General features: G+C 33.7%; 23 protein-coding genes and 1 other RNA gene. 11 read left to right on the top strand and 13 right to left on the bottom strand.

From position 1 onward, the window contains the following. The first annotated feature begins 26 nt into the window (after positions 1-26). The 5 genes from ABJF08_RS13375 (at position 27) to ABJF08_RS13355 (ending at position 6,433) form a co-directional block, all read left to right on the top strand. Positions 27-803 (top strand): DUF1206 domain-containing protein, encoded by a 777-nt coding sequence (locus ABJF08_RS13375; protein ID WP_348116753.1) that lies wholly within the window; start codon positions 27-29, stop codon positions 801-803. Positions 804-808: 5 nt separating this feature from the next. After that, positions 809-1,261 carry a hypothetical protein gene (locus tag ABJF08_RS13370; RefSeq protein WP_348116752.1) on the top strand — a complete coding sequence of 151 codons (453 nt, stop codon included), beginning with the start codon at positions 809-811 and terminating at the stop codon, positions 1,259-1,261. Positions 1,262-1,451: 190 nt separating this feature from the next. Continuing rightward, the gene (locus ABJF08_RS13365; protein ID WP_348116751.1) at positions 1,452-3,998 is read left to right on the top strand and encodes a PIG-L family deacetylase; all 2,547 of its coding nucleotides are present in this window, start codon (positions 1,452-1,454) and stop codon (positions 3,996-3,998) included. Between the two features lie 80 nt (positions 3,999-4,078). Next, entirely contained in the window at positions 4,079-5,806 is a 1,728-nt protein-coding gene (locus ABJF08_RS13360) for a sodium:solute symporter (protein ID WP_348116750.1), read from the top strand. 3 nt (positions 5,807-5,809) lie between these two features. Continuing rightward, a complete protein-coding gene (locus tag ABJF08_RS13355) occupies positions 5,810-6,433 on the top strand; it encodes a hypothetical protein (RefSeq protein ID WP_348116749.1) in 624 nt (207 codons plus the stop codon). A 272-nt stretch (positions 6,434-6,705) separates the two neighbouring features. Here the strand turns inward: ABJF08_RS13355 and ABJF08_RS13350 are convergent, their stop codons facing one another. The 7 genes from ABJF08_RS13350 to ABJF08_RS13320 form a co-directional block, all read right to left on the bottom strand. Further along, positions 6,706-8,127: a hypothetical protein gene (locus tag ABJF08_RS13350; protein ID WP_348116748.1), complete on the bottom strand. Its 1,422-nt coding sequence runs from the start codon at positions 8,125-8,127 to the stop codon at positions 6,706-6,708. Further along, positions 8,117-8,671, bottom strand: a complete 555-nt coding sequence (locus ABJF08_RS13345; protein ID WP_348116747.1) for a sigma-70 family RNA polymerase sigma factor — start codon at positions 8,669-8,671, stop codon at positions 8,117-8,119. Before ABJF08_RS13345 ends, ABJF08_RS13350 begins: the two co-directional genes overlap by 11 nt. A 157-nt stretch (positions 8,672-8,828) precedes the next feature. Continuing rightward, on the bottom strand, positions 8,829-9,674 hold the full coding sequence (locus tag ABJF08_RS13340) for a DUF2911 domain-containing protein (protein WP_348116746.1): 846 nt from the start codon (positions 9,672-9,674) through the stop codon (positions 8,829-8,831). A gap of 70 nt (positions 9,675-9,744) precedes the next feature. Beyond that, positions 9,745-10,146 (bottom strand): sulfite exporter TauE/SafE family protein, encoded by a 402-nt coding sequence (locus tag ABJF08_RS13335; protein ID WP_348116760.1) that lies wholly within the window; start codon positions 10,144-10,146, stop codon positions 9,745-9,747. A gap of 17 nt (positions 10,147-10,163) precedes the next feature. After that, positions 10,164-11,642, bottom strand: a complete 1,479-nt coding sequence (gene cls, locus ABJF08_RS13330) for a cardiolipin synthase (protein WP_348116745.1) — start codon at positions 11,640-11,642, stop codon at positions 10,164-10,166. Between the two features lie 3 nt (positions 11,643-11,645). Beyond that, positions 11,646-12,617, bottom strand: coding sequence for a lytic transglycosylase domain-containing protein (locus tag ABJF08_RS13325; RefSeq protein ID WP_348116744.1), 972 nt, complete (start codon positions 12,615-12,617; stop codon positions 11,646-11,648). A gap of 78 nt (positions 12,618-12,695) precedes the next feature. Then, entirely contained in the window at positions 12,696-13,343 is a 648-nt protein-coding gene (locus tag ABJF08_RS13320) for an alpha/beta hydrolase (RefSeq protein WP_348116743.1), read from the bottom strand. 186 nt (positions 13,344-13,529) lie between these two features. Here ABJF08_RS13320 and ABJF08_RS13315 point away from each other — a divergent pair, with 186 nt between their 5' ends. Beyond that, on the top strand, positions 13,530-13,841 hold the full coding sequence (locus tag ABJF08_RS13315) for an N-acetyltransferase (protein ID WP_348116742.1): 312 nt from the start codon (positions 13,530-13,532) through the stop codon (positions 13,839-13,841). A 75-nt stretch (positions 13,842-13,916) separates the two neighbouring features. Here ABJF08_RS13315 and kdsB read toward each other — a convergent pair whose 3' ends face one another. The 5 genes from kdsB to ABJF08_RS13290 are packed head-to-tail and all read right to left on the bottom strand — an operon-like array spanning position 13,917 to position 17,685. Then, the gene (gene kdsB / locus ABJF08_RS13310; RefSeq protein ID WP_348116741.1) at positions 13,917-14,654 is read right to left on the bottom strand and encodes a 3-deoxy-manno-octulosonate cytidylyltransferase; all 738 of its coding nucleotides are present in this window, start codon (positions 14,652-14,654) and stop codon (positions 13,917-13,919) included. Positions 14,655-14,704: 50 nt separating this feature from the next. Further along, positions 14,705-15,148, bottom strand: a complete 444-nt coding sequence (locus ABJF08_RS13305; protein WP_348116740.1) for a hypothetical protein — start codon at positions 15,146-15,148, stop codon at positions 14,705-14,707. Positions 15,149-15,165: 17 nt separating this feature from the next. Next, positions 15,166-15,621, bottom strand: a complete 456-nt coding sequence (locus ABJF08_RS13300) for a hypothetical protein (RefSeq protein WP_348116739.1) — start codon at positions 15,619-15,621, stop codon at positions 15,166-15,168. A gap of 53 nt (positions 15,622-15,674) precedes the next feature. Continuing rightward, entirely contained in the window at positions 15,675-16,259 is a 585-nt protein-coding gene (locus ABJF08_RS13295; RefSeq protein WP_348116738.1) for a DUF4126 domain-containing protein, read from the bottom strand. A gap of 1 nt (position 16,260) precedes the next feature. Next, the gene (locus ABJF08_RS13290; RefSeq protein WP_348116737.1) at positions 16,261-17,685 is read right to left on the bottom strand and encodes an AAA family ATPase; all 1,425 of its coding nucleotides are present in this window, start codon (positions 17,683-17,685) and stop codon (positions 16,261-16,263) included. A 118-nt stretch (positions 17,686-17,803) separates the two neighbouring features. Between ABJF08_RS13290 and ABJF08_RS13285 the strand changes: the two genes are divergently transcribed. From ABJF08_RS13285 to ABJF08_RS13265, 5 genes are all read left to right on the top strand, one after another. Next, positions 17,804-18,556 carry a hypothetical protein gene (locus tag ABJF08_RS13285; protein WP_348116736.1) on the top strand — a complete coding sequence of 251 codons (753 nt, stop codon included), beginning with the start codon at positions 17,804-17,806 and terminating at the stop codon, positions 18,554-18,556. Then, entirely contained in the window at positions 18,501-19,310 is an 810-nt protein-coding gene (locus tag ABJF08_RS13280) for a DUF3822 family protein (RefSeq protein WP_348116735.1), read from the top strand. Before ABJF08_RS13285 ends, ABJF08_RS13280 begins: the two co-directional genes overlap by 56 nt. After that, a complete protein-coding gene (gene rsmD, locus ABJF08_RS13275) occupies positions 19,301-19,855 on the top strand; it encodes a 16S rRNA (guanine(966)-N(2))-methyltransferase RsmD (RefSeq protein ID WP_348116733.1) in 555 nt (184 codons plus the stop codon). The genes ABJF08_RS13280 and rsmD overlap by 10 nt, the downstream gene beginning before the upstream one ends. A 64-nt stretch (positions 19,856-19,919) precedes the next feature. Then, positions 19,920-20,405 (top strand): hypothetical protein, encoded by a 486-nt coding sequence (locus ABJF08_RS13270; protein ID WP_348116732.1) that lies wholly within the window; start codon positions 19,920-19,922, stop codon positions 20,403-20,405. Between the two features lie 27 nt (positions 20,406-20,432). Then, positions 20,433-20,957, top strand: a complete 525-nt coding sequence (locus ABJF08_RS13265) for a hypothetical protein (protein WP_348116731.1) — start codon at positions 20,433-20,435, stop codon at positions 20,955-20,957. Here the strand turns inward: ABJF08_RS13265 and rnpB are convergent. Next, an RNA gene (gene rnpB / locus ABJF08_RS13260) (RNase P RNA component class A) lies at positions 20,956-21,283 on the bottom strand. The genes ABJF08_RS13265 and rnpB overlap by 2 nt on opposite strands. Between the last annotated feature and the right edge of the window lie 16 nt (positions 21,284-21,299).

Genomic DNA, 21,299 nt, shown 5'->3' with positions numbered 1-21,299 from the left:
ATTTTTGATTTGATTAGAATTAGACTTTGAAAAACTACAGAAGATTTGCCAGAATAGGTATAGCAACTAAGGGTGCAGTGTTTTTATTAATGGGCGTTATGGCATTAATAACTGCATTTCAACTTACCTATGCGCTTAAAAGTGGTGACGATGTCCTTAAATGGATATCTCATTTAAGTTTTGGATGGTTTTTATTATTACTCATGAGCATAGGTCTCGCTGGTTATGTATTCTCTCGCTTTTACCTCACTTTTAATAAAGGTGATTATGATGGGGATGATGGTAAACCCACTTTCCGTAGGGTGGCTTATTTTATTAACGGTATCGGTTATTGTCTGCTCTTTTTTACTTGTCTCAAATTGCTATTCGGCATGCCAGATGATGATGGTAATGCTGGCTGGAAAATAGCCTTACTTTCTTCTATTTGGGGAAAAATAATAGTATTAATTATTGCTTTAGGGCTAGCTGTTAGCGCCATTAATGAATGGTGGATTTCTTTTTCTGTTATGATGGATAAAATGACACACAAAGAAAACTTAACTAATGTTCAGTATAAATATTTAATGTTATTAGGTCGTCTAGGTAGATTTAGTCGCGGTATTGTATTTGGCGTATTTGCCTATATTCTAAGTAGATCTGCTATTTATAATATGAAAAACTTACCCAAAGGAGCCGATGCAGCATTTGCTTTTATGCATGTAGAATATGGTGCGATAATAATGGGACTTACTTCTACTGGCGTTCTTTTTTATGGATTATTTTTAATCCTTAGTTCTAAGTATAGAAACATTCCTATAAGATAATCGATATGGAAAATCTTGCACCTAATAATAAGATCTACAAGACCATTTTACCTGCTATACTTACCTTTATAGCATGCCTCATTCTTATAACGTTGCTACAGGATTATTTATTAGTAGTCGGTCCTGTGGTGCTTATCACCATAATTATAGGTTATTTCATCGCACTACGATCATTTAATCAAAATTCAAATGCTTTTTATGATACCAATTTTCTATATCTAATTGATAAATGGGGAACTCATAAAATAAATCTTAGCGAAATAAGCAGTATTACAACCACGCCTACTAGCATTAAAATCATGGGGTTTTTATTATATAGTTATACCATTTATTATAACGAAGATGGAAATAGTCTAAACTCTTATTCCTTTAAGGTGAGTCATTCTAACTCTAATATAAAGATGTTTGAAAAACACTTGAGCCAGTATCATCCTAGCATTAGAATCGATTCTTTTTAAAGTTATGATCTCGCTTTCGCGAAAGCGGAATTTTAACACAGCCATCCATCACAATATCATATCATAACTAAACAATTTGTATGAAAGATTTTTCTTACTAAAACTACAGTAAAATCAAGAAAAAGTGTTAAGAAACGTTATAAATCTTCACAAAAAATTAAGATTTGAAACTTCTATCTTCACACACTGTATGAAAAAGAATTTTATCACCTCTATCATTGCGCTATTATTCCTATCAACTGCGGTTGCACAAGAAAATAGACTCGCACACCAACAGCCCAATACTGCTGAAATTTACCACAACATTGAAAAACTAGGTTTTCTAGGTACAGCTCTATTTATAGCTGCTCACCCAGATGACGAGAATACGCGGCTTATCTCCTGGCTAGCAAATGATAAAATGGCACGCACTGCCTATTTATCACTAACGCGTGGAGATGGTGGACAAAATTTAATAGGGCCACAACTGCGTGAGCAATTAGGTATGATACGTACCCAAGAACTGTTAGAAGCTAGAAATATAGATGGCGGGCAACAGTTTTTTACACGTGCCAATGACTTTGGTTATTCTAAGCATCCTGATGAGACATTAGAGATTTGGGATGAGCAAGCTGTCATGGAAGACATGGTGCGCATTATTAGAGATTTTAAACCAGATGTTGTTATCAATAGATTTAACCATCGCACTCCTGGTACTACACATGGACATCATACTACCAGTGCTATGTTAAGTATGAAAGTATTTGATCTCGCAGCAGATAAAAATAAATACTCTGACCAGTTAGAAGATGTGGACACCTGGCAGGCGCAACGTGTATTTTTTAACACTAGTTGGTGGTTTTATGGTAGCCAAGAGGCATTTGATGCAGCCGATAAAACAAACTTATTAGAAATAGAGGCAGGAACATACTATCCTTACAAAGGTCTTTCTAACAGTGAAATAGCAGCGTTAAGTAGAAGTCAGCATAAATCACAAGGTTTTGGTAGTACAGGATCTCGTGGATCACAAACAGAATATTTAGAATTTTTAAAGGGTTCGTTCCCGAGTGACAAGTCAGATTTGTTTTCTGGTATAAATACGACTTGGACTAGAGTAAAAGGCGGTAGTCGTGTACAGACGTTGCTTAATACTATAATTGCCAATTATAACTTTAAAAAACCTACAGAAAGTATTCCTGCTCTGTTAGAGTTAAGAGGTAAAATTGAAAAATTAAAAGAAGATCACTGGAAAACCATCAAACTAGCAGAATTAGATCAAGTTATCTTAGATATTACAGGTGTTTATCTAGAGGCTAGCATTAACACAGCCACAGCTACTGCAGGAGAGAATCTTAAGGTACAAATTGAAATGACTAATCGTTCTAATCAAGATTACGATGTGACTCTTTTACCTAGTAAATTGATAAAGGTAAATAATAGTCAAGTAGCATTAAATGCAGCACAAAGTTTTACACTAGATGCTACTCTACAAACGCCAGCAGTTTATGAGGCTAGTTCTCCTTATTACTTAAAGGAAAAGTCCTCCTTAGGTATGTACCAATTTAAAGATAGAAAACTAACAGGAAAACCAGAAACTGGTGCTGAATTTGCTGTTCAAATGATCCTTAAAATAAACGATACAGAATTACATAGAACAATCCCTATTATTCATAAACGTACAGACCCTGTGCGTGGTGAAGTGAATGAACCTTTTCACATCGTTCCAGAAGTTGCTGTAAGTATCGAGAATCCAGTTTATGTCTTTTCTGGCAATACTACACAACCTATTCAGGTAACTGTAAAAGCTAACAAAGAATTATCAAACGGTACCTTAGAGTTGTGTCACCCTGACGGATGGAATATTACACCTAGAGATTTTAATTTAACTGAACTTGAAAAAGGAGAAGAAAGAACATTTATTTTTAAAGTACAGCCACCTAAAGATGCGTCTAGAGGTGTTATATCTGGACTGGTTAAAATAGGTGCAAAAACCTACTCTCAAGAAGTCATTAAAATAGATTATGATCATATTCCTGACCAGCAATTGGTAAGAAATAATGAATCTCAAGTAGTAAAGCCAGGTCTAGTAAATAGTGCTCGCACAGTTGCTTATATTAATGGCGCTGGTGACGATGTTGCACAAGCTATAGAAGCAATAGGCAGCAAGGTATTTAAATTTGAACCTAGTGAAGTACCTAACGATCTTTCTAAATATGATGCAGTAGTAGTAGGTATTAGAGCTTTTAATGTCGCAAGAGAAGACATGGCAGCTTTACAACCTAGACTAGACAGCTATGTAAAAAATGGTGGTACATTAATGATGCAGTATAATACCAATAGAAGAGTTAGTCCAGATGCATTAGGACCTTTACCTATTACGCTTTCGCGAAAGCGAGTGACTGATGAAAATGCTGCGGTAACCATATTAGAACCTCAACATAAAATCATGTCTGCGCCTAATGCGATAACTTCTAAAGATTTTGAAAATTGGGTACAAGAGCGAGGACTTTATTTCCCTACTAAATGGGATGCTGCCTTCACTCCTATTTTAGGAATGCACGATAAACAAGAAGAAACAATTACGGGAAGTCTTATTGTAGCAGAATATGGTGAAGGACATATTATCTATACAGGTTTAAGTCTTTTTAGAGAGCTACCAGCAGGTGTATCTGGAGCCTATAAATTATTAGCAAATATGATAAGTTTAGGAGTGAAAAATCAACCAATTGAGAATAAAGATGGCCAAGGAAAACTCTAAAAAATGGAATCGTGTTTACGCATTAGTGATTGTAGCCAATATAGTTTTTGCAATTTTGTTTTACATTTTAAGCTCAGTTTATGGAGGTAATTGATTGGTTCATACTAGTAAGTACACTAGCATTTATAGTCCTTTACGGAGTATATAAAACAAGAGGAAGACAGACCAGTGAAGAATATATAAAAGGTGGAGACGCTCGCTGGTGGACTGTAGGTCTATCGGTTATGGCGACACAAGCCAGCGCAATTACCTTTTTGAGTACACCTGGACAGGCATACACAGATGGTCTAGAATTTGTACAGTTTTATTTTGGTTTACCTATAGCTATTATAATTATATGTGTCACTTTTATACCTATTTACCATAGACTCAAGGTATATACCGCATATGAATTTCTAGAAAAACGATTTGATTTAAAAACTAGATCACTAGCGTCTATTCTGTTTTTAATTCAGCGAGGACTAGCTGCCGGTATAACCATTTATGCACCTGCTATAATCCTTAGTGCCGTACTGGACTGGGAATTAAAATACTTAAATATTATAATAGGTATTCTAGTTATTATTTACACTGTTTCTGGTGGTACAAAGGCTGTAAATGTGACTCAAAAACAGCAAATGATTATCATCATGGCTGGTATGGTTACCGCATTTGTACTTATAGTAACACAATTACCAGATAATGTAAGTTTTGATAATGCGCTTACTATGGCCGGTAGTGCAGATAAAATGAAAGTCCTTGACTTTGATTTCTCCCTTAACGACAGGTATAATGTATGGAGTGCTCTATTCGGTGCTACGTTTTTAATGCTTAGTTATTTTGGTACAGACCAGTCGCAAGTGCAACGTTATCTCTCTGGTAAATCTATAAAGCAAATGCGTATCGGATTACTTTTTAATGGTTTACTTAAAGTACCGATGCAATTCTTCATACTTATGGTGGGTGTGATGGTATTTATATTTTATCAATTCAACACTACGCCTCTTAACTTTAATCCTGCTGCAGAAAAAGCTGTTAAAGAAAGTCAGTATGCTGGAGAATACAGCAGACTAGAATCGAGTCATGAAGAAATCCTGAATGAAAAGCAAGAAGTACAAAAAAATTATGCAGCAGCTTTGAGTACCTCTTCTGAAGATGTAGGTAATTATGAAATTGCTTTAGACTATCTAAGAACCCAAGAAGAAACAAATAGACAAAAAGCAAGAGAATTAATTAATAAAGCAGACGAAGGTATTGAGACTAATGACAAGGACTTTGTCTTTATTCATTTTATATTAAATCACTTACCTAAAGGTTTAATAGGGCTTTTACTAGCCGTGATTTTAAGTGCCGCAATGAGTTCCACGGCTTCAGAATTAAACGCATTGAGCTCTACCACCGCGGTAGATATATATAAAAGATACAGTAAAGAAGAAAAAGATGACGATCATTACGTAAACATGAGTAAATGGTTCACTCTTATGTGGGGTGTTATAGCCATTTTCTTTGCCAGCTTTGTATCCTTATTTGATAATCTTATACAATTAGTAAATTTTATAGGATCAATATTTTACGGTACTATATTAGGTATTTTCTTAGTAGCATTTTACTTTAAAAAAATAAAAGGACAATCTATTTTTATTGCTGCAATAATTTCTCAATTCATAGTATTAACATGTGCTATACTTCATGAATTTGTTGAAGGAATAGAGATATTACCATTCTTATGGCTCAATCCGCTAGGTGCGATTCTTACGATTACTATTGCGTTAATAATAAGCTCTATGAATAAAGAAGATAATAGTATTTTTGAGTTTCAAAAGAGTTAAAGTATGAACAAGTATTTCTACCATGATGGTTTCAGAGAATTCGGTCCTTTTACACCACAAGAATTACTCGATAAAAATATACGTCCTGATTATAAATTGCGACTAGATGGAACGTCAGAATTAAAACCTGCTAGAGAAGTTGCAGAGGTAGCTAATTTATTTAAACAGCAACAAAACTCCCAACAACAACCTTATCAAAATACTACTAGCACACCACAACAGTCTAATACTGTAATTAATAATCAACAAGCGCCACAGCAAATATTTGAGCGTGATTTAAGTTTTGAGCAACAAAGCTATCAAGGAGCTCAAAATAATTCTAGTAATCAAATTAACTATACCGCTACACCACGATCTGTAGGGTGGAGACCTAAGCTCTTACTTGCGATTATTTCCTTCTGGATGTTCGATAATTTATTAGATTGGATATTTACATCATTATCTATAGAATTATGGCATGGACCAGGACAGGCCATACGTATTTTTCTAAATATTTTATTCGCTTTTATTCCTTTGCTATTAGCTATATGTATTAAGAAATCTAGTTTACGTATAATAGCTATTGTATTTGCTGTGATTATTGTTTTCAGCCAGCTAGCACGTCAGGTATATTGGTTAATTAATTAAGTTACTTAGAGCACTTATAACTTATAAAAGCAGTTTGATAGATTTAATCAAACTGCTTTTATTTTTCCCAACCTATCTGCGTGGAGCAATAGGTGTTTATCATAAAATCCATTTCTGCTATTGATAACATTTAGATCTAGCTACCAGATAGTTCTTACTTCAACTTTGAATAGATAAATAGAATAATCATATAAAACATAAAAAACCGTCCAGAAATATTCTAGACGGTTTGATGTATGTTTCGCTTTCGCGAAAGCGGTGGCTATTCCAATTTAAAATTTATATTCTAGGCTAGTAGTTAGTCTAAATTCTGACGGTGTACTTATATTGTCAGCCTCATAAGGCTTGACATGATAATAAATTGAGGGTTCTACATTAAAGTAAAACTTCTTATAAAGCTTAAATCGAGCTGGTAACGAAAGATGGGCGGATACACCAAAATCAAATAATGTATTAGACTCTCCTACCTCTAGATCTCCCACGTTTGATTTAAATCTAATACTATCTTCTAATAATACTCTAGACTGAACACCTACCATTAATCCAAAATCAACTTTTTTCTTATATAATGAATACCTTAATTGTAAAGGAAACTCGATATAGGTAAACTCTTGAAAAATTTCTATATCTGTTGCAGTACTTAGGTAATCACTCACCATTGTAGGATCTGCTTTATAACTAACATATTGTAGACGCTCCAAATTAATAGATGAGTTTTCTAAACGTGTTGTCTGACCGTATTTTACATAATTAACACCTACTCGTAAGGTATGCTTAGAGTCTTGTGGACTGTAATGAAATGCTATTCCATAGTTTAATTTAGTATCTCTATCTACCTGATTTCCATCTAATCTATTATCTATTAGAGATGTTTTTCCAAAATTATCATAAGAGTTAACTATCCCAGAAACACTTACACTCCAAGGGCTTACATACGGTTTAGTTATAGAATCTTTCTTTCTTTCTTTTTTATTTCGCTTTCTTTTCTTCTTTTGTTTCTCCTTTTGATTAACCGATAAAGAATCTTCTACAGCTCCCTCTGTTTCTGTAGTATTTTTTAAAATCAAAGCGTTTTCTATATCTGAAAAGTCTCGTTTAGTACTCAAATCCTCTTCTAGAATATCAGAATCATTTTGATCTGTATTAGGTTCATTAAATTTATTTTGATCTTCATGACTAGACATAGCTATTCTAGAATTAGACCCTATAGGCGCACTCGATCTAGAATATGAGTTGGAATTATTTTGAGAGTAAGATGCTATAGTAGTATTTACTTTTAAATTCACATCTTGAGTCTTAGAGACAGACACCTCATCATTATTAACATTGAATTCGACTAGTAGGTCATTACTATCGATTAGTACGCTATCATTCTTTACCGATAATAGATTATCATAATTATTAGTATTAATGAATTGCTTTTCTGAAATGGAACTTTTTAAATTAGAGTCTTTATGGATTCCTTTTTGTTCAGAATTATATTCTGAAGAGAAATGGTAAAAGCTACCACCTAATAAAATTCCTATAAGTAAAGTACCTACAGTCCCATACCAAAACCAAAAAGGTAATATTCTTCTTTTCTTTTTTTCTTGTAAACTTTCTTCCAGTCTATCCCATAATTGATCACTAGGAGTAACTTTCAATGAGTCCAACTTGTTATTTATTACAGAGCCTATTTCTTTCTTAGTTCCCATAAGATCCATTTTTTGAGTTAACATTTAATTTTTGAAGATTTTCTTTAAGAATAACCTTTGCTCTATGTAAATTAGACTTTGATGTACCTATCGTTATATCCAGCATTTCAGCTATTTCTTTATGTGTATAATTATCCATTTGGTATAGATTAAAAACCATTCTATATCTATCTGGAAGACTTTGCACAGCGGTAAGTATTACTTGTAAAGAAATTTGATCTAGAGTCGTCTCCTCCACCATCACGTCTTCAGTTATTTCTTCATTAATAAGTACATTAAATTTAGACTGTTTCTTGAAAGAAGTAATCGCTTTATTAATGACTATACGTTTCATCCATCCTTCAAAACTGCCTTTACCTTTATATTTTTTGATAGTAGTAAAAATGACCATGAATGAGTCGTGCAGATTATCCTCTGCCTCTTCTCTATTTCTGCTGTATTTTAAGCTAAGAACAAAGAGTCGATCTTTATAGATATTATAAAGCTCTTTTTGAGCTCTAATATCATCCTTTTTACATAATTTGAGAAGTTCGTTTAATTTCAAGGTTGGTTAATTCAAATAGATTATTAATGTAATTATACTTATAAGTACAGAACTGTTAAAAAGGTTGCGTTTAAAAATAAAAAACCGTCCAGAAATATTCTAGACGGTTTGATGTATGTTTCGCTTTCGCGAAAGCGATATGATAATAAAAAGATGCTTACATCTTTGCGCCCCATTCTTTAAGGCTATCTTCATTTAATTTTACATAGTCAGCATTCTTAGCTGTTTTTGCTAATTCTAATGATGTCTTTGCACTTGCAATAGCTGCAGATTTGTTACCCATTTTTGCCTCTATAAGAGATTTTCTTCTGTGCATCCAGAATGCGTCTGGATTTGCTTCTACTGCTTTTGTAATCCACTGGTGAGCTTGTGGAAGATCTTTATTTGCATCTAAGTAAAATGTTGCTGCACTGTAATAATCGTTTGCAGCTGGTCCAGCCATTACTTTATCAATACTAGCTTGTGTTTTTGCAGCTGTAGGCACTGTAAAAGGTACAGCAACCATAGTCTCGTCCCACATCATTTGTAGTTGTGCGCCTTCCATAGTTAGTTCATTAATAGCCATAGTCCAGCTTTCTTGAGCATTTTTAAGTTTAGAAACTTCTACGGTAGTGGTAGCAACAACTTTAGAATCATCCCATTTTCCTGGTGTACCCCAGTTAGATGTATCGTTGTATAACATTACTGTCCATTCTTTTTTACCTGGCTTTGTAAAAACAGCATAAGTACCTGCTTTTACGTCAGTTCCTGCAAAATTAACGTCGTCAGAAAAAGTTATCTTAGAGTTAGCATTTGCACCTGTTCTCCACAATGTTTCAAATGGTACTAAATCTCCAAAGATATCTCTACCTCTTTTTGCTGGTCTAGAATAATCTAAAGTAACCTCTGTAAGTCCTACAGTTTGTACAGTCTTAGCGCTAGGACTAGGTTGTGGAGCTTCGATCTGAGCGTTAACGGTTGTAGCTACAAGCATTAAGCTCAAAACAAATAATAATTTTTTCATTGTGTTAAATTTTAATAATTAAAGTCTGTAAATGTCGATGATTTAGCTTTTAATAAATGTTAGAATTTTCTTAACTAACGCCTTTTGCACTAGAGAAAAAGATCATTTTTATCGCTACTATAATTAGTATAACACCGAATATCTTTTTCAATAGCTGTTGATCAATGTTAAGAGCCAGCTTAGAGCCAAAATAACCTCCTATAACAAAGGTAACTGCGATAAATGGAACATAGCGCCAGTCTAGACCTTCATTAACTTGTAATCCATTTTTATGATATGTGTATGCAGCAAGCAAGGTAACTGGGACTGCTAGAACGGCTAGACTCATTCCTTGTGCCTGGTGCTGACTGTATCCTAAAAACCAAATAGCTAGCGGTACCATAATCACACCACCACCTACTCCAACACTGCCACTTAAAAACCCTGCTAATAAGCCCAATAATAATAAGAGTACTATAATTTGTATGGTCATTTTTTTTCTTTTCATATTTATAATAAAGGAGCCCACAATCTGCAGAAAGACTCTTTAATTTTATTCCATTTATTTCTTTCAAGCCATTTTTCTAAAACTACTTCTTCACAGTGTTCTAAATCTAACTTAAACTGATTGTTCAATTCGTGAGATATTTCTTTGTCAAAAATAAGTGCATTAATCTCAAAATTGATATCAAAACTGCGATAATCCATATTTGAAGTCCCTATTGTTGAGAATTCCTCATCTACTACCATAGTTTTTGCGTGTAACATGCCTTTATGATACCAGTAAATTTTTGCACCACTTTCTAATATTTCTCTAAAATAAGAACGACTCGCAAATCTTGCTGCCCAACTATCACCTTTTTTAGGCACCATAATCTCTACTTCTATACCTGCTCTCGCAGCACTTTTCAGAGCTGTTAAAATAGCCTCGTTAGGTATAAAGTAAGGCGTGGTAATTTTAATATTATGACTAGCCGTAGTAATAGCTATAAAAATAGCCTCCATAATATTAGCCCAGTCAGTATCTGGACCGCTAGCCGCTATTTGAACTGCCTTATTAACTTTTTCATCTATCTCTGGAAAATAGCTGTCTGGCAAATCTATGATGGTCTTTTCATTTATATGATCGCTCACAAAATACCAATTAAGCAACCACTGTGCTTGCATGGTTTTTACAGCATGCCCTTCTATTCTTAAATGAGTATCTCTCCAGTAATCCTCACTAGAATCATCTTTTGTATTCACATAATCATCACTCACATTAATACCTCCTAAATAACCTACATGACCATCTACGATACATATTTTACGGTGATCACGATAGTTTGCTTTACGAGTAAAATTAGAAAATATAACAGGCATAAAAGCATAAAATTCAATTCCTGATTCTCGCATTTTTCTCTTTGCCTTACGAGATAAATCACTACCTACAGAGTCATAAATAAGCTTTACTTCTACACCTCTACTGCGAGCTTCTATCAGTTTATTTATAAATGCATTACCGATAACATCATCTTGAATTATAAAATACTCAAGGTGTATATGATTTGTAGCCTTATCTAGGTCTTCAAAAATATATTTAAAGGTCTTCTCTCCGTTAATAAGAACCTTAAGGTCATTTTTAAGCGTTAATGAAGACGACTGATTTTGATTTAATAATCGAACAAGTTTCACACGATTATCTAAAAAATCATCTTCATACTCTGATAATTTTTGATCTGAAAGATGTAAACGCTTTTCCCAAGATTTAATGAGGTGATGCCCTGCTAGGTCTTTGCGTTTAAAGATTTTAGACTTTCTATATTCCATTCCAAAAAAGTAATAGATCGCAAGACCTACAAAAGGAAAGGTAATAAGAAACAATAAGGATGAGAGTGTCTTTCTAGGGTTTTGATTGCTACGTATGAGAAAAAAAGCTGCACCTAATGCGACTACATAATTTATAATTAGTAGCTCCATAAACCAGTTAGAAAGAAACCAGTCTAACATAATTTAGTTATAATATCCCTCTTTAGGAATCTGGATTAAATATTCTTTACCTGATTTGTTATTCAGTTTAGGCTCTCTTAACCACGGATTGTGAATTTTAAGAATTTTATAGTTGATGTTGTTAGCTTTCGCGAAAGCGGAAAGGTCATCCACCTCATAATCTACTAAAACATTCTTAGTAGGTATTGTGTCATAACCATGACTAGGATCTACATTAAAACCAAAGTTTTTAGGATTTTTCAAGATCTCTTTAATAGCTAATATTCTAAAAACATATCTACCTGTTTCTTCACCTAAAAGTAAGTCATAGTAACTAGAAACGTCTTGGGCGTTTAATTGTTTATTTATACCACCATTACCTGCGTTATAAGCGGCACCTGCAAGTGTCCAACTGCCAAATTTATTTTTACTCTGTTTAAGGTAATCACAGGCAGCTTTAGTAGCCATCTCTAGGTGGTAACGCTCGTCTACATTATCATTAACTTCTAGACCTAGTTCTTTTCCTGTACCTCTCATTATTTGCCAGAAACCTCTAGCTCCTGCTGGAGATGTAACATTTTGTAATCCACTTTCTATAACTGCTAGATATTTAAAATCATCTGGAACACCATTTTCTGCTAGAATAGGCTCTATTATTGGAAAGTACTTCTGTGCTCTTTTAATCAGTAAAATACCATTAGACTGCCAGTAAGTATTTACTAAAAACTCTCTATCTACTCGTTCTCTTATGTCTGGCTGGTGCAATGGCACAGCCTCTCCTGCAAAGTCTAGACTCTTAGGCAATTGTACGCTATACACGTTATAATCTTCTACTCTTTTATCGTTATCACTACTTTTATAACTTGTGTTACCTGTAGTCGTACTTGGTGAATTTGTGGTGCTAGTTGCGCTACTAGAATCACCATCTTGTTGAATGGCACCTATGGTGAATATAAAAACTATTGCGATTCCTGCTCCTAAAAATATCTTTTTCATATCTGTCTGTAATTATGGGTTAAAGATATAAAAGATGCTACTATTAAAGCGATACAAACAGTTAAGCTTTAATTATTTTTAAGAAAGTATTATATCTGGAAGGTGGTCATTGAACCATCTAAATCTATTAATGATCATAATATGCGTACCACCAGGCACGATGATACAGTCGTTAATATATTTGATAGGAAAAATAGGATCTTCATCACCATGAATATGTATGGAATTTAAAAGCGGCTCTTCTTGATCCCAATTTAAAATAGTATCTAGAGCCCAATTAAGGTATATTCTATTATTAACTGACAGGTATTTTTTATAAAGTTCTATCTTTTTAGGTGCAAAACCTGGATTATATTTAACAAGTAAATCAAAATTCTCTACCAATCTAGTAGGTAGAATCTTATGAAGTTTAGTCACTTTAGAAAAGCGCATTCTTCTCGGAAATTCTTTCTTTGATTTAACGGTAGAAATTAAAATTACTTTATCTACATCTATCTGTTTAGCCATTTCCTGCACAATAACACCACCGAAAGAAACACCTATTAACACTGGGTTTTCATGCTTAACATGCTCTAATAATCTAGCAACATATGTAGTTAAAGGTTCTTTCACTTTGGGAATAATCCATTCTAGATTATGGATGGTAAAATCTTTCTCTGGTAATTTTAAATTTTCAAAAATTAAGGGAGAAGCTGCCATTCCTGGCATTAAATATACATGCTTCATAAATAAGGAAACGCGGTCATTTCAGCGCTTTAACATTTTTAATGGTTTTATGACACTAATTTTAAGGTATCTTTACAAGATATTAAGTAAAGATTTTTACTCACGACACTAATCAGCCATAAAGTTAACTTTAAAATATTAGTGCTTATCTATTTTTTAGATATTAAATGAGTTAAAAAAAAGAATATGGACCCTTCTACTACTCTAGAAATTACTGACAATGCTTTTTTACGTCAGTATGAATGTCGCAAAGGCGATATTTTTGCAAAAATTGAATATTCTCAACAAGAGAGAAAAATATTCTTAACTAAGTACATCGTACCTGAAGATCTGGAAGATGATTTAGATTTTAGAAACGAATTCTTAACCGGTGTTTTTGATAACATAAGAGATGAAAAAGAACTAAAAGTAGTTCCTACACATCCTAAAATTGCAGGTTTTGTTCGTAAATTTAGAAACAAATATAAAGATATGCTTCCTGTAGGAATAGCTATCTAATGATTTTACCCCAATAATTATTTAGAATTTAAAGGCTTTTACTTAGGTAAGAGCCTTTATTAGTTTTATACAGTTCTAATGGAGTCGTTGCCATTCTAATCTAGCTTTTTCTAGATCTTCTGGTACATCTATCCCTATACTCACGTGAGTAGTAGGAATCATCTTAATTTTTTTACCGTGTTCTAGATACCTGATACATTCTATCTTTTCAGATAGCTCTAGCGGTGTAGGCGACTGATTATAAAAGTCCAATAAAGCACTTTTTCTAAAAGCATATATTCCTATGTGTTTATAAATAGGCTGTTTAATAGCTTTGTCTCTAGGATATGGAATAACAGAACGCGAGAAGTACAAGGCATTACTATTTAAGTCGGTAATTACCTTTACATTATTTGGGTTTTCTATGTCTTCTATTTCAATAATCTCATGCATTAATGATGCTAGTGAGATCTCCTTCTTCGTATCGTTTTCAAAAACAGCTATTAGCTTTTTAAGATCTTCTAGATTTGTAAATGGCTCATCACCCTGTACATTAATTACTATATCTGCTTCGTAACTTTCCACAGCTTCGGCGATACGATCACTACCAGTTTCATGTTTTTTTTGAGACATTACTGCTTCTCCACCGTTACTAATAATCTCGTTATAAATCACATCACTATCTGTCGCAACAAGAACCTGATCAAATAATCCTGTATGCAATGCAGCCTCATACGTACGCATAATGACTGTTTTACCACAAAGATCTTTCATTAATTTACCAGGAAACCTACTGGCTTCAAAACGTGCTGGAATTACGGCTATTTTTTTCATGTACTGTTATTGATAGACTACAAAGTTAATCTACTATCTGCTTGCCGAGCCTAAAACCAAGATGATTTCTCTTTAATCTCTATACCATGACTTTTAAATAACTCAATTTGATTATCAAGTTGCGATAAATCATAATGATAAAGAGATCTGCAAGTTTTATTTTTAAATTTGATACTACCTGTCGCACTCGTTGAAAACCTGCGGTAAGTCACTGTTTGAATAGATTCCAATGCTATTGTTTCTTGATAACTAGATATTAGAAAACTTCTAATTGAAAATATAATGGATATTACTAAAATAAACCAACCTAAATAATTTGAGAAAACATCATTAAATATTAACGCGGCTCCTGCAATTATATTACAGAATAAAGTAAACCTCAACATCCAGACTTGACCCTTTGCATTATCATCTATTTTAAAACATTGCCTCTCAGCATTAAAGGTTATAATAGAGTTCTTATCTGTAAACAGTTTTTTGACGCTTTTGAACATTTTTTATATTATGACTTTTAATAATTAAGCGGTATTAATGGCAATGTACTTTCTAATCTCTTGACCTCAAAATCATTTTCTTCCATGAATTGTACAAAGTTTAAACGATGTGCCTCATGATTAAAAATGACGTTGCGGTATTTTCCATTTTTTAATCTGATCATGGTTTGTTTTACTCTTTTATTATTTCTAAATAAAAGATAATCTACCTCTGCCCTTTCGATTTCATTCTTTAATGTATGAGTTTGAAACATAACCACTATTACTATGGTTGAAAATAACAATAACGCATAACTGAATATTTTAAAATACATACCCCAATTATTCACTGTCAGTAATAAATTAAGACTTCCGAAAAACATTAAGCAAATACTCAACCAAAATCTATTTTTAACATTATCATTTATCAAAAGTGATTTTTTATTCTCACTAAACTGATAAGTGGCGTTCTTAGGTCTTAAGAATTTAAACATATCTATTTGTTAGTTTTATCTCGCTTTCGCGAAAGCGGAATTATCATAAAACACTATCTATTAATAACAACTCCTTGCTTTTTCTTATTAAAAATTCTTTTGTATAACTTTCTAATTCCTATTAAAAGGAAGAATACAATTACAACAGCTAGTGGAGCAAATATTATAGAAACTAAGGATAGCATACCACTAAAACCAGCCTCGGCAGTGCTGACTATGGGATTTGCAAAACCTCCTGTTGTAGAGGTACTCATAGCTCTAGCACCTGATGTAGTCGTAGAAATAGCGGCTGCAGTACCACCACCAGCGATAATAGCCATGGTCCATGTAAATACTGGGTTCATATCTCCCATAACACTTACCATAACTGCAGTACCAGCTATAGCAGCTAGTGGTACAGAGATAGTATCTAATAAATTATCTACGTAGGGAATATAATAGGCTAGCAACTCTACTATGGCTGCTACTCCTAAAACTATAACAGCGGTAAGACTACCTGCCCACTGCCAGCTCTCATTAAGTGGTATGACGTCAAAGTAAGCTGCTAGACTTGCAAATAGCAACGGTATAAAAACTCTAAAACCAGCACTAGCGGCTAGTCCTATTCCTAAACAGATGCTAAAAATTATCTCAAACATATTAATCCTCTATAAAATGATCGTTTTTAAAACCTATAAGATACAAATTTGTTTTGGCACGTGTCACTGCCGTGTACAACCATCTTAAATATCCTTTATCTGGTCCGTCTGGTAAATAGGGTTGTTCTATAATCACATTTTCCCACTGTCCACCTTGCGACTTATGACAGGTAATCGCATATGAAAATTTAACCTGTAAGGCATTAAAGAATGGGTTTTCCTTTATCTCCTTATACTGTTTGTACTTAGGCAGCTTTAAATAATCCATACGTACTTCTTGATAGAGTTTATTGCTCTCTTCATAAGTAAGAGATGGAGTTTCTGATGTTAATGTATCTAATAAAAGAACGGTTTCAAATTCTTTCATATTAGGATAATCTACCATTCTTACTTTAACCTCTGCAAAATGGAAGCCGTAAATATTTTTAAAAGCAAAAATCTCTAACACCTCTACTATATCACCGTTTGCAATAAAACCTGCATCGCTAGAAGGTTGTAACCAGTGGTAATTATTCTTTACTACCATTAAGTAATCTCCAGGTGAGAGTTCATTCTCGTTAAATAGAATACGAGATCTTATTTGCTCATTATAAAGATTTGCTCTTTTATTAGAACGTACGATTATAGCTGTCTCTTCATGTCCATGAAAATCATAAGCACTATTAATAGCATCCATAATTTCATGTCCATCTATAAGTCTATTGATGTCTGTAAATTTTTCTACGTCAAATTTAAAGTCAAAATCCTCTTCTAGAATATGATTACGTATAGTGGTAGCATTAAGTAAAATACCAGAGTTCTCGCTTTGTCGTTTTACCTCGTCCAGCTCTATTTCTGTGACTTCTTTTAAATAGCGTTGTTCTATAAGCTGGCTGTCTAGCGCCGGAGAGACGTCCAGTTTTACCGGCGGTAATTGAGCCGTATCTCCAATAATCATTAATTTACAATTTATACCGCTATAAACGTATTCTATAAGATCGTCTAATAAAGAACCATTACCACCGAACATTTTATTCTCTGCAGCGACATCAGGAATCATCGATGCTTCATCAACGACAAAAAGTGCGTTGCGATGCTTATTCTGTTTTAAAGTAAACTGTACTCCACCGTTTCCTTGTCCCTTAGGATAGTAAATTTCTCTGTGAATAGTTGCTGCTTGTTTATTTGCATAATTACTTATCACTTTTGCAGCTCTTCCAGTAGGTGCTAGAAGAACGCAATTCATTTTAAGCTTCCAAATACTCTTAACAATCGTGCTCGTTAAAGTCGTTTTACCTGTACCAGCATAGCCACGCAACATAAATAACCGATCTTTATTTTTATCTATAATAAAATCGGCCAGATACTCTAGCGCTCTATCTTGCTCATTTGTAGGCTTAAACGGAAAATCTAATAGTAATACTTTGTAAAATTCTTGTGGTGTCATTGCAAATTGTGGAAAACTGAGTATAAACTTAACTCAAATTTCATATCTCAAGCTAGGATGAGTGAAAAAAAATTGTAGATTTGTTTGCTTTGAAAAATAGCATTAAACCATTAATAGTATGTTCAATTTAATTATATCAGTTGTTTTAGGTCTAATAGTACTAATCCTACTAGCCGTATTCATAAACAAGATTCCTAAAAAGTTTCACCCTATCATTATTATCGCCTTATTAGGAGTAAGTGGATTCTTTGGTTACAAACTTTATAAATCTATCGAAGAGCCGGTAAAATTTGCAGAAGCAAAAGAAGAACGCTACATGCAAATCGTTAGTCAACTAGTAAAATTACGTGAAGCACAAAATGCTCATAAATCTATTACTGGTACGTATTCAAATGACATTAACAAACTAGCTCGTTTTGTAGACACTGCAAAATTTGCACTTACTCAAAAACGTGATAGTACTGTAATTGATGAAGAACGTAACCTTAAATTTAGACTACGTGCAAATGACCCTAATGGTTACAAGAAAGAAATTACAATAATAGACACATTAGGATTTACATCAGTAAAAGATTCTCTTTTCAGAGATGTAGATGTTGCTCAATTGTTGAAATATCAAGTAGCTGGAACACCTGGTTCTATAGAGCTTAAAACTGATGTAGTAATTGACAAAGAGAATAGAGTTCCTGTTTTCCGTGCGGTAGCAGATAAGAAAGACATTCTCTTTGATCAACCAGAAAGACTAGTAAAAGACGAGTTAGAAATTAAGAGTGTAGAAGCGATCGATGGTCCTACTATTTTTGTAGGTAGCCTAGATGAGATTACTACTAGTGGTAACTGGCCGAGACAGTATGCACCTAGCAACAACTAGTCCTAACGACACCATAAAGAAACTGTCCGTCCTGATTCATCAGGATGGACTTTCTTTTTATACCTATAACTCAACAGGAATTATAGATTCTTTACATAAGGAATTTAAACACAGTGCAAATCCTATTGAGATTTTACAAATTATTGAGACCTGTTTTAGAGAAGAAGCTTTTTTAGATTCCGCTTTCGCGAAAGCTACCCTACTCTACCACCACAACATTTTTACTAGCGTCCCTGCATCTTTATATAATGAAGACCATGCAGCAGATTACCTTAAATACAATGCTAGAATTCTTGAGACTGATGTCTTGAGTGTGGATGAAAACCTGGGTGAAACAGGAGTAAATACTGTTTATATAGCTTATTCTAACATTAATAACTACTTCTTTGAACGTTATGGAAGTTATGAGTACTATCATTACAGTTCTCGTATTCTAGAGGCAAGAAGCAAATCTACCATAGAATTACAACCACAAGTTTACCTAGATATAAAAGACAGTCATTTTTACCTTTCTATTTTTAATAAAGGAAAACTAGTTGCTCATAACCTTTTCCCACACGATGCTATAGAAGACATTTTATACTATACCATGTTTACCACACATCACAATGACCTCGATCCAGAGACTATGAAAATGGTGGTGTGTAGTGAAGAAAAAAACGATCAACTCTTAGAGCTATTATACACCTACGTGCGCTATGTAACTCAAGAAGAAAACTACCCTAATTACCTAGAACAAATCATATGCGTATAATATCTGGAACACATAAAGGGCGCCGTATATCGGCACCTAAAAATTTACCTATAAGACCTACTACAGATATGTCAAAGGAGGCGCTATTTAATATATTGCGTCATAAGATTCATATTCACGATATAAAAATGTTAGAGCTATTTGCTGGTAGTGGTAATATGGCTTATGAATTTTGTAGTCGTGGTGCTGGTAGCGTTCTAGCAGTAGATCAACACTATCCATGTATTGCGTTTATTAAAAAAACTGCTGAAGAGCTAGATTTCCCGATAGACACTATCAAAGCAGATGTTTTTAAGTTTATAGAAAAACATAAAGGAAAGTACGACATCATTTTTGCCGATCCTCCTTATGCTATAGAAGAAGAAGAGTTTCTAAAACTACCAGAATACGTATTTAAAAACGAACTTCTAGCTGAAGACGGCATACTCATTGTTGAACATTCTAAACACACCTCTCTATCTAGTAGCGAGCATTTTGATAACGAGCGCCGTTATGGTGGTACGGTTTTCAGCTTCTTTAATGGACCTAGTAGTGAAGAAGAGTAATGAAATATCGAAAGTATTTTTAGTTATAATAGGTTCCATAGTAGGCCTAATAATTATAATATTCTTGATTTTCATTGGCATATTTTTCTATTATACTTATCAGGACTACCAATTTGGTAGTTATGAAATCCCTGAAAAATATGAGTATTTAGAGAAGCCTATTTCCTTTTTAAATTATGCACAAAAAGATTCATTACATCATATTCATAAAGAAAGTAATGACCTATTAGTTGTAGGTGATGGTTATAATGGCTACACATTTTATAGTTGGTACCAACCTAATTCTAGAGGAATCCTATTTATAAAAGGCTATGAAACAGAACGTAATATAGAGTTAATGCCTAATTTACTAAAAGAACGAACTTCTATACATGTAGACGTTACTGATAATTTATATCAACTACGTTCTGAAGAAACAGCCATTCATGAAGGCACATTTGATAAGTTTTATCCTGCAAGATTTGAATTATGGTTTCAATCTAACGATGAAATGCTTCCAGCTGTAAAAATCATTGAAAAAGAATACCTAATAGATGGTTGGGATAGATAATAAAGTAAAATTTTTAAATACCTTCATATGATAAAGTCCACTTTTTTAATTTTGGTATTTATAACATTAAACGGCTGCAGTATTTTCAACAAAAAAGAGCTACAACTTAATGGCCCTACCATTGAACAAGCTGAAAATATAAATAAAACGACAGGTAAATTTGTGGATGGAATATATGCAGAAAGCGGTAATGAGACTAGTTTATCGCATACATTAGAATACTCTCCTGAGAACATTTACTTTATTAACTACAGACCTATTATAGTCGCAAGAGACTTTAAACACATAACACGAGATGTAAGTCAAATGGGAGACCCTGTAATTTCTATAGAACTACATGAAAATGTGCATGATAAATGGTACGACGCTACAGAACAAGCATTTCAAAACAAAAGTCCTTTATTTGTTATAGTTAATGGTGTGGTAGTTAGCGCACCTATGGTAAATAGTGGTCCTATTTTAGGAGGACGACTTCAATTAAGTGGTGACTTTACTATAGATCAAGTAAATGATATCATAGCTGGAATTAAAGAACGTAATTCTAAAATATAAAAATAGCAGGTCTATAAGCCGGATTCTGTTCTTCAATTGCTTGAATACCTCATCATTTATCTAGAATAACAATTACTTGCTATCTCAAACTGCCTACCCTTCAGAATCGCGCGGATAGCGCTCGAGCTCTGATTTACGCGACATTTCACCACATAGAGTTTACCTGGTTTCACTACAGCATTACCTGTACATACTTTCTGTTGCACTTGTCCTATCCTGTTTACACAAAAATGAAAACAAAACGACGGCCGTTAGCCGCTATGTTATCCTACGGTGTCCGGACTTTCCTACCTTGCTTACACAAGATCGATAAGGCGACCTGCTATGCTGCAAAACTAGTTA

The organism is Nonlabens sp., assembly GCF_039941875.1.
GTDB lineage: Bacteria > Bacteroidota > Bacteroidia > Flavobacteriales > Flavobacteriaceae > Nonlabens.
The sequence above is the reverse complement of the archived record's forward strand: the minus strand, read 5'-3'. Positions and strand labels throughout refer to the sequence as shown.